The sequence below is a fragment of the Variovorax humicola genome (assembly GCF_037889915.1).
GTDB classification, from domain to species: domain Bacteria; phylum Pseudomonadota; class Gammaproteobacteria; order Burkholderiales; family Burkholderiaceae_C; genus Variovorax; species Variovorax humicola.
In genome coordinates, this window is sequence record NZ_JBBKZV010000015.1 from 37,191 (window position 1) to 51,559 (window position 14,369).

At 65.5% G+C, this 14,369-nt stretch carries 11 protein-coding genes; 1 reads left to right on the forward strand and 10 read right to left on the reverse strand.

The window, feature by feature from the left end; genetic code table 11:
* The first annotated feature begins 10 nt into the window (after positions 1-10).
* A complete protein-coding gene (locus WKW80_RS21695) occupies positions 11-1,360 on the forward strand; it encodes a tetratricopeptide repeat protein (RefSeq protein WP_340365639.1) in 1,350 nt (449 codons plus the stop codon).
* Positions 1,361-1,365: 5 nt separating this feature from the next.
* On the opposite strand, the gene WKW80_RS21700 is transcribed toward WKW80_RS21695, so the two are convergent.
* From WKW80_RS21700 to paaC, 10 genes are all read right to left on the reverse strand, one after another.
* Positions 1,366-1,905: a cupredoxin domain-containing protein gene (locus WKW80_RS21700; protein ID WP_340365640.1), complete on the reverse strand. Its 540-nt coding sequence runs from the start codon at positions 1,903-1,905 to the stop codon at positions 1,366-1,368.
* A gap of 8 nt (positions 1,906-1,913) precedes the next feature.
* Positions 1,914-3,320, reverse strand: a complete 1,407-nt coding sequence (locus tag WKW80_RS21705; protein WP_340365641.1) for an aldehyde dehydrogenase family protein — start codon at positions 3,318-3,320, stop codon at positions 1,914-1,916.
* Positions 3,321-3,372: 52 nt separating this feature from the next.
* Positions 3,373-4,857 carry an amidase gene (locus WKW80_RS21710; protein ID WP_340365729.1) on the reverse strand — a complete coding sequence of 495 codons (1,485 nt, stop codon included), beginning with the start codon at positions 4,855-4,857 and terminating at the stop codon, positions 3,373-3,375.
* A 121-nt stretch (positions 4,858-4,978) separates the two neighbouring features.
* Positions 4,979-7,300, reverse strand: a complete 2,322-nt coding sequence (tynA, locus tag WKW80_RS21715) for a primary-amine oxidase (protein WP_340365642.1) — start codon at positions 7,298-7,300, stop codon at positions 4,979-4,981.
* A gap of 177 nt (positions 7,301-7,477) precedes the next feature.
* The gene (locus WKW80_RS21720; RefSeq protein WP_340365643.1) at positions 7,478-8,470 is read right to left on the reverse strand and encodes a helix-turn-helix domain-containing protein; all 993 of its coding nucleotides are present in this window, start codon (positions 8,468-8,470) and stop codon (positions 7,478-7,480) included.
* A gap of 211 nt (positions 8,471-8,681) precedes the next feature.
* Positions 8,682-10,001, reverse strand: coding sequence for a phenylacetate--CoA ligase PaaK (gene paaK, locus WKW80_RS21725; protein ID WP_340365644.1), 1,320 nt, complete (start codon positions 9,999-10,001; stop codon positions 8,682-8,684).
* A gap of 243 nt (positions 10,002-10,244) precedes the next feature.
* The gene (paaN, locus tag WKW80_RS21730; protein WP_340365645.1) at positions 10,245-11,906 is read right to left on the reverse strand and encodes a phenylacetic acid degradation protein PaaN; all 1,662 of its coding nucleotides are present in this window, start codon (positions 11,904-11,906) and stop codon (positions 10,245-10,247) included.
* Positions 11,907-11,931: 25 nt separating this feature from the next.
* Positions 11,932-13,023 (reverse strand): 1,2-phenylacetyl-CoA epoxidase subunit PaaE, encoded by a 1,092-nt coding sequence (gene paaE / locus WKW80_RS21735; RefSeq protein WP_340365646.1) that lies wholly within the window; start codon positions 13,021-13,023, stop codon positions 11,932-11,934.
* Between the two features lie 2 nt (positions 13,024-13,025).
* On the reverse strand, positions 13,026-13,553 hold the full coding sequence (gene paaD, locus WKW80_RS21740; protein ID WP_340365730.1) for a 1,2-phenylacetyl-CoA epoxidase subunit PaaD: 528 nt from the start codon (positions 13,551-13,553) through the stop codon (positions 13,026-13,028).
* A gap of 8 nt (positions 13,554-13,561) precedes the next feature.
* Complete coding sequence (gene paaC / locus WKW80_RS21745) at positions 13,562-14,311, reverse strand: 1,2-phenylacetyl-CoA epoxidase subunit PaaC (RefSeq protein ID WP_340365647.1); 750 nt, start codon at positions 14,309-14,311, stop codon at positions 13,562-13,564.
* Positions 14,312-14,369 lie beyond the last annotated feature (58 nt).

The window sequence follows — 14,369 nt, forward strand, 5'->3', positions numbered from 1 at the left end:
CAATGCGCCGATGCACACAGACAGCCTCGGCAATCCGGTCAGCGTGAGCGACGCCGCCAGCGTGCGGGCGCTCGACGAATTCGTGATGGGCTTCATTTCGTGCGAGGCGCGTGCAGTGAACGTGCTGTCGGCGGGGCAGGACACGAGCTCGATCGTCCAGGCGTACTGCGCGGCGCTGCACATGTTTGCCGAGTCGCGCGATGCGGTCGGCAACGCACGGCCATTCATCCTCCGCGCGCAATCGGGTGCAGCGCGTGCAACACCGCGCGAACGGAGATTCATCGCGGCGGTGGCGGCGTGGGTCGCGGGCGACATCGCCCTGGCGATCCAACTGCACGAAGAACAGGCGCGCGAGTTTCCCCGTGACCTCGCCTCGTTGAAGCTCGGCCAATACCACTGCTTCAACACCGGCGACTGTCCGGGCATGCTGCGCATCGCCCTGGCAACGCTGGCCACGTCGGCCGACGTGCCCTACGTCCACGGCATGGCCGCATTCGGCTACGAGCAATGCCATCTGATGCGGGACGCCGAATCCAGTGCGCGCCGCGCGATCACGATGTGCCGCAAGGAACCATGGGCGCATCACGCGCTGGCCCATGTGATGCTGACCGAAGGGCGCCTGACCGAGGGCCTGGCGTTCATGCAAGACGTGAGCGAGACCTGGACAGGATTGAACTCATTCATGGTCACCCACAACTGGTGGCACGTGGCGCTTTTCCTCATCGACCTGGGCCGCGATGCCGAAGCGCTCGCCGTGTATGACAAGCAGGTCTGGGGCGTGGTCAAGGGCTACTCGCAAGACCAGATTGGCGCTGTGTCACTGCTTGCGCGCTTCGAGCTTGCCGGCATTGACGTGGGCGACCGTTGGCAAGACCTCGCCGACCATCTGGCGCAACGCACCGGCGACCACGTGTTGCCCTTTCTCGACCTCCAGTATCTCTACGGTCTCGCGCGCGCAGGCCGGCCCGAGGCGGATGTGCTCCTGCGCAACATCGACGCTTTCGCGCCGCGCGCGCCGGTGTCGACCCGCGCGGCATGGGAGCGCGTCTGCATGCCCGCCGCGCACGGACTGCGCGCCCACGGGCGCGGCGACATTCCGGGTGCGTTGGAAGGATTGGGCCTCGCCCTGCCGCGGCTCATCGAGATTGGTGGGAGTCACGCTCAGCGCGACTTGTTCGAACAGGTGTACCTCGATGCGCTGGTGCGTTGCGGCACCGAGGTCTCGCTGACGGGCGCGCAAGGCCTGCTGCAGCAGCAAGTCAATCGTCAGCCGGAATCGCGTCGCCTGCGCAGGCAGGCTGATGCGGTCTTGCGGGCACTCGGCTTGCCGGTTGCGCAGCACGCGCGCGCACCGCACTGAGACTGCTATTTGCGCGCGGTAACGGTGGAGCGCGCCACGTCGACAGCGCCCTTCATTCCCGCTGCGTAGTGGCCGGGTTGCAGGCACGCGAAGTCAACCCTGCCGGCGCTGGTGAAACGCCAAACGATCTCTCCTGTCTTGCCGGGCGCCAGGCTCAACATGTTCGGCGCGTCGTGTTCCATGCCCGGATGCGTCTTCATGGCCTCGTCGTGCGCCTTGAGTTCCGCTTCCGACCCGAGGATGAACTCGTGCCGGAGCTTGCCCATGTTGGCGACCACGAAGCGGACGGTCTCGCCCTGCCTGGCCTCGATGGTCGAGGGTTGAAAGCGCATTCCATCGGACATCTCGACACGGACTGCGCGCGACACGTCGGCCGCGGCACCGGGCTCGCCGACGCCGCCCTTGGCGTTGTGGTCATGCCCTGTGCCATGGCTGTGCGCGCCGGCATGCTGGTGATCGGCAGCCGATGCGCCGGCGATGGCGACCGCGCCAGACGCCACGATGAGAGCCCATCGCAGACCCAGGAAACGGCGACCACGCAACATCGCCATGCTCACGAATAGACGACTTGCGCGTCGGTGTATTCCTTCAGCCCGTCTTCCGTGAACTCGACACCCAGTCCCGAGTTCTTGACGCCGCCGAACGGTGCGTTGGGTTGGATTGCGCCATGCTTGTTGATCCACACCGAGCCGCATTCCATGCGCGATGCGATGCGCTTGGCGTGCTCGACGTCGCTCGACCACACCGAGCCGCCCAGGCCGTTCTCGCTGTCGTTGGCGCAACGGATGGCCTCGTCGACAACGCTGTAGCGAATGACCGGCAGCGCTGGGCCGAACTGCTCGATGTCCACCAGCGAATCGCCATTCTTGAGGCCCGCCACGATCGTCGCGGGAAAGAACAGGCCATCGCCGGCCTCGCCGCCCAGCAGCACTTCGCCCTTCTTCTTCGCATCCGACACCAGCCGCGACACGATGTCGAACTGCGCGCGGTTCTGCACCGGGCCAAGCATGCTCTGCTCGTCCATGCCGTCGCCCATGCGCACTTTCCTGGCGTATGCCACGAGGTGCTCGCAGACGTCATCGTGGATGCTGTCGTGTACGTACAGGCGCTTCATCGCCGCACAGGTCTGGCCGTTGTTGATGAAGCCGCCCCAGAAGAGCCCTTCGGCGATGGCCTTCGGATCGGCATCGGGCAGGACTATGCCGGCGTCGTTGCCGCCCAATTCCAGCGTCAGCCGCTTCATCGTGTGGGAGGCCGACTGCATCACGCGCTTGCCGGTGGCGCACGAGCCGGTGAACACGATCTTGCGAATCGTCGGATGCGCCGACATTTCGGCACCTAGGTTGGAGGTCTTGTTATCGCAGCTCACGCTGTTGAGCACGCCGGCGGGCAGTACTTCATTCAGCAGCTCGACCATGCGCAGCGTGGCAAGCGGCGTGTTGGGCGAGGGCTTGATGACCACCGTGTTGCCGGTGCGCAGCGCGGGCAGCAAATGCCACACCGCGATCAGCACCGGGTAGTTCCAAGGCGTGATGGAGCCGACCACGCCCACCGGTTTGCGATGCAGTTCGATGCGGCCCTGCTCGTTGTCCTGCAGCACGCGCACCGGCAGCGACAGCCCCGCCGTGTAGCCGGCCCATGCACCTGCGCCGCCCATTTCGAAGCGGGAACCCATCCCGTTGAGAGGCTTGCCCTGCTCTTGCGTGATGAGTACCGCGAGTTCTTCGGCATGGGCGTTGATCTTGTTGGTGACGGCCAGGCAGGCTTCGGCAAGCTCCGCATCCGACTTCTGCGACCAACTCTCGAAGGCGGCGTGCGCGGCGGCGACAGCCGTGTCGAGATCGGCGCGCGAGCCGGTGGGCGCGGTGCCGATGACCTGGCCGGTCGATGGATTGCGCACGTCGAAGCTGGCTGCGCCCGGAACGGCGCGGCCGCCGATGGTCATGGTGGCTCGATGCATGTTGTCTTCCTGATTCCTGTTGCGTTGTCGTGAAAAGAGAGATGTCCTGCGATCAGGCGGCGGTCAGCAGCGGGCTCCGGCGCGACGTGTAGCCGCTCGCTTTTTCGTAGGCATGCCCCACCTGCAGCACCGCGAGATCGCCCTGCGCTCGGCCCATGACCTGAAGGCCGATGGGCAGTCCGTTCGGCCCGAAGCCCGCGGGAACGTTGAGCACCGGCACGCCGGCCAGCGTGCCACCGACCACCACCTCCATCCAGCGGTGATAGGTGTCCATCGGCTTGCCATCGATGCTCTTTGGCCAGTCGAGCTTGGCGTCGAACGGAAACATCTGCGCCGAAGGCAGCACCAGGTAGTCGAAGCGCTGGAACAAGGTGTTGAGCGCCTGGTACCACGCGGAGCGATCGACCGACGCGCGGTACACGTCGGCGCCGGAGAGCTTCAGGCCGTTCTCGATTTCCCACACGGCTTCGGGCTTCATCATGGCGCGCAGCTTCGGGTCGGCGTACAGGCCACCGGCGATGCCGGCGATCACGAAGCCACGCATGGCCAGCCAGGTGTTCCAGAGCTTCTCCATCGGGAAATCGGGCTGCACCGACTCGACCTTGCAGCCGATGGTTTCGAAGTTCTTGAGCGCCTTGATGCAGGTGTCCATGACGCCGGCTTCCATCGGCAGGTAGCCGTTGAAGTCGCCCATCCAGCCGACGCGTGCGCCCTTGAAGTCCTTCGCCAGCGGCTTGGCAAAAATCGCCGGGTCTTCGTTGATGGACAGCGGTGTGCGCGCATCGAAGCCCGCCTGCACCGACAGCAGCATGGACAGGTCGGCCACCGTGCGGCCCATCGGCCCTTCATAGCCGAGTTGCTGCATGAAGACTTCGTTGGTCGGCCCGAACGGCACGCGGCCCCAGGACGGCCGGAAGCCGAAGACGTTGTTCCAGCCCGCGGGGTTGCGCAGGGATCCCATCATGTCGCTGCCGTCCGCCACGGGCAGCATGTTCAACGCCAGCGAAACCGCCGCGCCGCCGCTGCTGCCGCCGGCGCTGCGGCTCGGGTCGAACGCATTCCCCGTCGTGCCGAAGACCTGGTTGTAGGTGTGCGAGCCGAGGCCGAACTCCGGGGTGTTGGTCTTGCCGACCAGCACCGCACCCGCCTTGCGCGCCCGCTCGACGATGATCGAGTCGTACTTCGGCACGTTGTTCTTGAGGATCGGCGAGCCCTGTGTGGTAACGATGCCTGCGGTGTTCGTCAGGTCTTTCGGCGCTTGCGGAAAGCCGTGCATCCAGCCCACGCGCTGGCCGGCCTTGTTGGCGCTGGCCAGTTGCGCATCGAGTCCGGCTGCCTGCGAAAGCAGGCCGTCGCGGCCCTGCAGCGAGACGATCGCATTGACCTTCGGATTGAACTGGTCGATCTGAGACAGGTAGGCCGTCATCACCTCGACGCACGAGACGGTGCGCGACTGGATGGCTTGCGACAACTGGATTGCAGTCCAGCCGGTGATCTCGCTTGCGCCCTTGGCCGCCGCATGCGCGGACTGCGCCATCGCGGTCAGCGGCGCGGCCAGCGCGGCTGCACCCAACTTGAGGAAATCGCGGCGATGGCTAGCGCCTGCCAGGATGGCCTGGCCTTGATCTTCTTGCATCGTGTGTCCTGGTGAGGGAGGGTTATTTGGCCGGCCGGTTGAGCCCCAGCGTCGGCGTCTCGTCGAAAAAATTCCACGGCTTGAGCAGTGCATGGACCCACTCGGTGGGCATGATCGGCCACTCTTCCGCGCGTGCGACGTGCGTGGTGCCTGTCGTGAGCCAGACCACGTTGTCGGTGTTCACGATCGACTGGTTGTCGGCGGTGAACTGGCCCAGGCCGGTGTCCTTGTTGGAGCGGTTGGGGTACTTGCCTTCGGGGAAGCGCTCGTCGGGGTCGTAGCGGGTCACCCAGAGTTGGCGGTCCATGAAGCTCAGGCGGTGATTGATCCACTCGTCCTTGGCGAAGTTGGCGCCCTTGGCGATGGGATGCGTGCCGCCCGCATACGGAATGAGTTGGTACGAGACGGGGTTGCCGACCTTGTTGTTGCGCGCCGGATTGCTCAGCAAGCGGATGGTGGACGGGTCGAACTTCTGCGCCGCTTCCTGCTCGGTGCCGACGGTGCGCTGCGTCGTCTGCATGGTGCTGGTGCGCGGGCCGCCACGCGTATTGGGCGCGACGACCGGGTCGACTTCGGCGAGCGAGTTGGCCTCGCCGTCCACGTCCAGGTCGAGCCGGAAGTTGTAGATGTGCTGGTGCGTGGTGCCGACGATGTTGTGGTCGAGCAGGGTGCCGTAGCGCGTGTCTTCGGCCGCGGTCGGATCCTGCATGGTGCGCGTTTGCACGCCCTTCACCGCCTCGATGCCGGTGGCGCCCGCGTCGATGCCGATGGTTCCGTTCTCCGCGAACACCCAGTCGAAGATGTAGTCGTAGTTGCCGACCGTGCTGATCCAGCGCACCACCAGCTCGCGCCGCTCGGTGCTGAGGTTGGGCTTGCCCATTTCCTGGTGCTTGAATTCGGGGCCGGCATAGCGCTCGAAAACGGCCATCGCATTCGGGATCTTGTAGGGCTTGCCGCTGAAGTCGGCCAGCGTGGCGTCAATCAGCACGGCGTTCTGCGGCGCATCCTTGCCGGGCTCGATGGACGACGTGAGCGTGCCCATGCCGTACTCGCCCGAATCGAGGTAGGCCTTGAAGTACCAGCCGACGTCCGGGTCGCCGTAGGGCACGATCATGCCGCCGAGCGAACCCTCGTACATGATCTTGCGCCGGCTGCCCTTGTCGTTGTAGGTGACGGTCGAGAGCATCAGGCCCACGCGCGAGTCGAGCCGCATGTGGAAGTCCCAGTTGCGCCAGTGCAGCGTGGAGCCGGTGATCGTGTAGTTCTTGCCCTCGGGCTCGGTGATCTCGAGCGGCTTGGGCGGGGCGCTCAGCATGCGGTCTCGGCCGTCATAGGGTGTCGGCTTGAGCGGCACGGGGACCACCGCGGCGTCCTCGATCTTGACGACCTTCTTCTGCTCGAGGTCGACGACGGCGACCAGGTTCTCGATCGGATGCGCCCAGTTGTTGCCGTCGCCCACGTCGAGATAGCTGACCACCTTCAGCAGGCGGTCTTCCTGGCGCAGCGAATCCTTGCCGTCGAAGTAGCCCACGGTCAGCGGCGTGGCATAGACCTTCCTGACGTCGTCGATGCCACGCTTGGCCAGTGCCTGCGCATATTCGGGGCTGGACTCGACGACTTTCTGCACGGTCTCGAAGTCGTCCACCAACACCATGCCGTGAGCGCCTTCGATGGGCTTCCAGCTCGTGACGGTGCGTCCGGCCAGATCGACCGTGCCTTCGACGACCTTCTTGCCGTCGAGGATGACGAAGGCCGACTGGCGCGGCGCCTGCACGGCCTGGCCGGTCAGCGCGAAGTTCCAGACCTGGTCCTTCGGCGGCGTCTTCAGCGTGATCTCGGTGAAGCGGTAGCCCGGCTGGTAGCGGCCGGCGGCCTTGAGGACGTCGACAGTGGCCTTGATCTCGTCGTCAGTGAGCGGATTGAGCGGGCTGGCCGTGCGCTCCACCACGAAGGTCCTGTCGAGGCCGGACTGGAAGACCTGGTTGATGAAGTGGTGCGACACGAAAGGCTTGCCGTTGCGCATCACCACCGGCACGTCGAGCTGCAGCGGCTGCCCATTGACCAGCGCCTCCCGGGAGCCGGGCTTGACGCGAACCAGCGTGCTGTTGCGCGAGATGGTGAAGACGTTCGAGAAGCGGTCGAAGCGCACGGTGGCGCCGAAGTCTTCCAGCGTCTTGGCCATTGGCACCATCGCCCCTGCGCCACCGTGCGCGAGTGCGGGCGCGGACCACAGGGCGGCCGCGCTGATGGTGCAGGCGCCAAATGCTACGGCAAGTGCTTTTTCCATCGGCCCGAGACGGGGCCTGGACTTGCGAAGCGTTGGCGAAGCGGATACGTCTTGCATCGTGAATTCCTGATCGTCGGTAAGTGGCGGCGCGACGAAGATTACGGCTGCACGATGCGGGAGCGTTATCCACTTTTGGCAAGCGGCGCGAGGAGCGCGTTACGGCTTGCGGCTTGCGTCACGGCATGCCACGACGCGCCGATCACGGCGCGCCGATCAAGCCAAGCGATGCGCAAGTCAGTGGGGCCGCTGCGACGCAGCGGACGCCGCGAAGCGCGTGCGCGTCGCGGAAGGAAGCTCGCCGAACAGTTGGCGGTACTCGGCCGCAAAGCGCGACGGGTGCCAGAAGCCCCAGCGCGCGGCCACGTCGCCGACCGTGTCGTTGCGACACGCCTGCAGTTCGCTGCGCACCTGGTTGAGGCGCATGACGCGCAGGTACGTCACCGGGCTCAGCTGGACGACATTCTCGAATGCGTATTGCAGCGCGCGGCGCGAAGCGCCAGTGGCCACGCACAAGTCCGGCACGGAGATCGGCTCATCGGCGTGGCTGCGCATGTACTCCCGCGCGATGGCCACGATCTGCCTGCGCGCGGCGGCACCCGGAAGCAGGTTCGACTCGATGTGGCTGGGCGCGATGCAGTCCAGCACGGCGTCGGTCAGCGACTCGGCCAGGCGCGCGCGCACCGTCGCATCGTTGAGTGTCTCGGGCCGCTGGCGTACCAGCGATATGGCGCTTTCGAGCTGGGTCTTCAATGCACCGTGATTGAACGCCGACTTGTTCAGCAGCGAAGGCGCGGGGAGGCGCTGCTCGAGGTCCTGCCCCAGCACGACGGCGGCACGTTTCCTGAGTGCATCGGTGTCGACGCAGACTGCGACGAGCCCCATGCCGGCGCATGCAACGAGTTCGAATTCGCGATTCGAGGTGATGGCAATCGCCCGGTCTTCGTTGAGCTGGTGCCCGCAATACCAGCCGGCGCGGTCGACGGCTTGCGGCAGCGCGACGGTCACGGTGTTCGCGCGCGGCCGCCCGCCTTGCAGCACGGCCTGGTTGGCCTGCTCGCGAAAGATCTGCACCGGTCCGATGCGGAACTCTTCAAGGCAACCTTCGAAGCGCCCGCCCGACAGCTGCTCGTAGCGCTGGTCCCATGCACTCAGGCTCGCGGCATGCTCACCGGCATCGGACGTGAGCGTCCGGGCATAGTGGAAATCGGGCACCGTCGGTTGCAGCATGCACGCATCCTAGTGAACCCAAAGGTACCCGTACAACTGGAATCTGTGTATCACTTGGTGTTTGCTTGCTGGCTTCACGAAACAAGATCAGGGCATACCCTTATTCCGTCGACGGCACCGTTCTTCGCCAACGGCCGCACGCCCAACTGCGCCCTGCCGCGCGCCGCAAATTCAGATCCGCTCGACGAAATGTGCGGACAGCCGAACGCATTCAGGCGCGCGGCCGCTTGTCGATCACGCGGCGCGACTTGCCGGTCTGCGTACGCTCGATGGAGTCCGGCAACTGCACCGACACCCGCGTACTGATGCCGACCATGGTCTTGATGCGCTGCTGCAGCCAGCGCGCCGTATCGGCCACCTCGCTCGCAGGCATGCTGGCTGCGCCGGGCTGAAGTTCAGCCAGTACCTCGACCTCGTCAAGCAGGCCTTCGCGCGTGACGACCATCTGGTAGAGCGGCGAGAGCTTGCCGTGCTTGAGCACCAGTTCCTCGATCTGCGTCGGGAATACGTTCACGCCGCGGATGATGAGCATGTCGTCCGAGCGGCCGACGATCTTGCCGATGCGGCGGAAGGCGCGCGACGTGGGCGGCATCAGGCGCGTGAGGTCGCGCGTGCGGTAGCGGATGACGGGGAATGCTTCCTTGGTCAGCGAGGTGAAGACCAGTTCGCCCTCCTCGCCGTCGGCGACCAGTTCGCCGGTGTCGGGGTTGATGATCTCCGGGTAGAAATGGTCTTCCCAGATCACCGGGCCGTCCTTGGACTCGATGCACTCGCTGGCGACGCCGGGACCCATCACTTCGGACAAGCCGTAGATGTCCACCGCGTCGATGCCGGCCTGTGCTTCGATGTCGCGACGCATGCCTTCGGTCCACGGCTCGGCGCCGAAGATGCCGATCTTGAGCGAGCTTTCGCGCGGGTCGATGCCCTGGCGCGCGAACTCCTCCAGGATGACCTGCATGTATGACGGCGTGACCATGATCAGGCGCGGCTTGAAGTCCTGGATGAGCTGCACCTGCTTCTCGGTCTGGCCGCCCGACATCGGGATCACGGTGCATCCCAGGCGCTCGGCGCCGTAGTGCGCACCCAGGCCGCCGGTGAACAGGCCGTAGCCGTAGGCGATGTGCATCGCGTCGCCTGCACGGCCGCCCGCGGCGCGGATGGATCGCGCGACGAGATTCGCCCAGTTGTCGATGTCGTTCTTCGTGTAGCCCACCACCGTCGGCTTGCCGGTGGTGCCCGACGACGCGTGGATGCGCGAGACCTGGCTTTGCGGCACCGCGAACAGGCCGAAGGGGTAGTTGTCGCGGAGGTCCTTCTTGGTGGTGAACGGGAACTTGGCCAGGTCGGCCAGCGTCTTGAGGTCGTCCGGATGCACGCCCTTGGCATCGAAGGCCTGGCGGTAGTGCGGCACGTTGGCATAGACGTGATCGAGCGTGACCTTCAGCCGCTTCAGCTGGAGCGCGGTGATCTCGTCGCGGCTGGCCCGCTCGATCGGGTCCAGCAGGTCGGTGGGGGTGGTGTGCAGTGTCATGGTTGTCTCCTGTACTGAATCGTGGAATGTCGGGAGCGGGGCTAGGCGTGGAGGGTGTCGCGTCTGCGGCCTTGCGCAGCAGCCAGGACCAGGTGCGACAGCGGTCTTCGCCGTGGTCCTGCCGCACGTTGTCGACTACGCGGCACACGGCCGGCACGCGGATGCGTTCGGCCCAGGCGAGCGACGCCCTCCTCCCCCGCCAGGAGGATGTAGTGGTACTGCATGTATCGCTCCTGCCGGGCCTCAGACGTGAAAGCGCCGCTGCGCGACACGGAAGCGGTTGGCCACGAAGGCCGAGTCCGCGTACGAGGCATTGGCAGACGGGTTGCCGCCGGTCCCGTGGAAGTCGGAGAACGCTGCCGACTGGTTCACGAAGATGTTGCCGGTGAGATTGATCGACAGCGACACCTTGCCGCGCCACGTGGCTTCCACCATGGCCTCGACGACTTCCGGCTTCATCGAATAGATGCCGGTGGTGAGTGCGCCGTGTTCGCGCACGATGCGCTCGGACAAGGCCACGGCCGCTTGCGCATCGGCCGCGCGTACGACGAAGCTGATCGGACCGAAGCGCTCCTGCATGTAGGCCTTCTCGTCGCTGGCATCGCACTTGAGCAGGACCGGCGTGCGCACGCGCGCGGCGGGGAACTCGGGATGTGCCAGCGCCTGCGTGGGCAGCACGACTTCGGCGTAGGTATGCGCCTCTTCGACGCGGCGCAGCGTGTCGTCGGACTGGATCGCTCCCAGCACGGCGCAGGCCACCTTGTTGTCGGCGACGAATGCGGCGATCGCGGCGCCCAGGTCCGCTGCCACTTCGTCGAAGCTCTTGTGTCCTTCGTCGGTGGCGATGCCGTCGGCGGGCACGATGATCACTTGCGTGGTCGTGCACATCTGGCCCGAGTACAGCGACAGCGAGAACGCCAGGTTCTTCAGCATTGCGCGGTAGGCGTCGGTGGATTCGATGACGACGTTGTTGACCCCCGCCAGCTCCGCGTAGACCTGCGCCTGCTTGCAGTTGTCGAGGAGCCAGTTTCCGAACTGGTTGCTGCCGGTGAAGTCGACCGACTTCACCGCCGGGTGCATGGCGAGCGCCTGCGTGGCACTGTTTTCGGTGGTCACTGCGAGCGTGATGATGTTCGGGTCGATGCCGTTCTCTTGCATCACTTCACGGATGACCTTCACCGTGATCGCCGCCGGCAGGATCGCATTGCCGTGCGGCTTCACGATCACCGGGTTGCCGGTGGCCAGCGCGGCGAACACGCCGGGATAGGTGTTCCAGGTCGGAAAAGTGCCGCATCCGATGACGAGGCCCACGCCCCGGCCAACGATCTCGAAATGCTTCTGCATCCGCAGCGGCGGATTCTTGCCCTGCGGCTTCTCCCAGATGACTTCGCCGGGAATCGCAGACTGCTCGCGCCATGCACATGCCAGCGCTTCCAGGCCTCGGTCTTGCGCGTGGGGGCCGCCAGCCTGGAAGGCCATCATCCAGCCTTGGCCGGTGGTGGTCATCACCGCGTGGGCGATCTCGAAGCTGCGCTGGTTCAGGCGTTCCAGCGCCTCCATCAGGATGCCGGTGCGCCCTTGCGCGCCGAGTTGTTCCCAAGTCGGCATTGCCTTGAGGGCCGCATCGACCAGCGCTTGCGGCTCGCAGACCGGATAGTGCACGTCCAGCGCCACGCCATAGGGCGATTGCTCGCCGGCATGCGTTCCCACCTGCCCCGGCTGGCCCAGATCGAAGCGCTTGCCGAGGTAGGACTCAAAGGCCCGCTTGCCCTCATCGGCGGCGGTCTCGCCGTAGACCTTGGGGCTGGGCATCTCGCTGAACGGGCTCCAGTAGCTGCGGGCCGCCAGCGCGTCGGTTGCCTGTGCCAGCTTGGCCTTGTGCTTTTCGAACAATGCGGTCGTCATCGATTCTTGTCTCCTGCAATGGGTTTCAGTTGTGCGCGTGTTCCTGGTCGAAATCGATGACCAGCTTGTCGGTGACGGGATAGCTCTGGCAGCACAGCACGAAGCCGCGCGCCACCTCGTAGTCTTCGAGTGCGAAATTGATGTCCATGTCGACTTCGCCATGCAGTACCTTGGCGCGGCAGGTCGAGCAGACGCCGCCCTTGCACGAGTACGGCATTTCCAGTCCGGCCTTGATGCCGGCGTCGACCAGGTTGTCGGTGTTCTTGCGCATGAAGAAGCTGCGCCGCGTTCCGTCGACGACGACTTCGACTTCGCACTGGTCGCTGCCTTCCGCGGCGGCGCGCGCCACGCGCGGCTTGCCGTCCTTGGGCGCGGTGCCGAACAGCTCGACCTTGATGCGCGACTTGTCCACGCCATGGTCCTGCAGCGCTTGCGAGGTGGCCAGCATCATGTCTTCCGGCCCGCAGATGAAGGCTGCGTCGATTCCGGCCGGGTCGATCCAGTGCGTGAGCAACTGGCTGCACTTCTCGTGGTCGATGCGGCCGTTGAACAGCGGAATGTCCTGCGACTCGCGGCTCATGATCCAGACCAGGTTGAAGCGGCCGAGGTAGGTGTCCTTCAGGTCTTCGAGTTCTTCCTTGAACATCACGCCGCTCGACGAGCGGTTGCCGTACACGAGCGTCACGCTGGTGTGCGGTTCGGCCAGCAAGGTGGTCTTGATGATCGACAACACCGGCGTGATGCCGCTGCCGGAGGCGAAGGCCACGACATGGCGCTGTGCATCGGGTTGCAGTGCCATATGGAAGTGCCCCTGCGGCGGCATGACCTCGATCGCGGTGCCCGGCCGCAGGTTCTCGGCCGCCCAGTTGGAAAACGCACCGCCCGACACGCGCTTGATGGCCACGCGCAACCGACGGTCCTGCACGGCCGAGCAGATCGAATACGAGCGACGCAGTTCCTCGCCATCGAGCAGGGTGCGCAACGTCAGGTACTGGCCTTGCACATACGAGAAGGTGTCGTCGAGGTGCCCTGGCACCGCGAAGGTCACCGCGACCGCATCGCGCGTCGCTTGCTCGACGTGACTGACCTGGAGGGAATGGAATTGTGGAGCGGCCATTTTCAGTGCGCCTTGAAGTAGTCGAAGGGTTCCAGGCAGTCGTTGCACTGGTAGAGCGCCTTGCAGGCGGTCGAGCCGAACTGCGACAGCAGACGCGTCTTGCGCGAGTTGCATTGCGGGCACGGCACGATCACGCGCTGCGGCAGCAATGCGCTGATATCGATGGCCTGCGTGCCGTCCAAGGCAGCAGCTCGCAGCACCGGCGGCGCGATGCCGTAGGCACGCAATGCATCGCGGCCCTTGGCGCTCATCCAGTCGGTGGTCCATGCAGGCGCGAGTTGGGTGCGCACCTGCACCTGCTCGACACCGCGCGCATGCAACGCATCGCGGATCGACTGTGCGATGACTTCGGTGGCCGGGCAGCCCGAGTAGGTTGGCGTCACGGTGACGACCAGCGAATCGCCCAGCCACTCGACATTGCGAATGAGGCCGAGGTCCACGACCGAGACCACGGGCACTTCCGGGTCCATCACCTCGCCGAGCCAGGCCCTCACGGTGTCGCGCGAGATCTGCGCCTGCGGCGCCGCCATCACGGCGCTCACCACTGCGCTCCCGGATAGGTGCGCTGTACGAATTGCAGGTCGGTCAGCAGGTGACCCAGATGCTCCGTGTGCACACCGCGCTTGCCGCCACGCTGATGACCGACGTATGTCGGCATCGCCAGCGTGGCGCGGCTCAGCACCGCCTCGACACTGGCGCGCCACGGGGCGGCGAGCGAAGGCGCTGCGGGTGCCACGCCAGACGCGGCGCATGCTTCGTCCACCGCATCCGACTCGAACCATTCGCTGGCATACGGCCAGAGCAACTCCACAGCAGCTTGCATGCGGACATGGCTTTCCTGCGTGCCGCGGCCCAATGCAATCATCAATCCGGCGCTGCGTTCGAAGTGATAGCGGACCTCCTTCACTGCCTTCTGCGCTATCTCGGCAATGCGCGCATCGCTCGACTCGCCCAAGCCGGCCAGCACGTGCATGTGCCACGCATCGAACAGGAACTGCCGCGCCACCGTGTTGCCGTAATGGCCGTTGGGCTGCTCCACGAGCAGGAGGTTGCGGAATTCATTGCCGTCGCGGAAGTAGGCGAGCGCGTCTTCGTCGCGGCCAAGGCCTTCTTCCTCGCCCGCCAGGGTCAGCCACATCCGCGACTGTCCCAGCAAGTCGAGCGCCACGTTGGTCAGCGCAAGATCTTCCTCCAGCGCCGGCCCATGGCCGCACCAGGCGGCCAGTTGCTGCGACAGCACCAGGCAGTTGTCGCCCATGCGCAGCAGGTATTCGAGTTTCGCGTTCATGTCAGTTGCTCCACCGCGCTTCGCGCGACCCGCGGCAGATGAAACTGGCGCCGCCAAA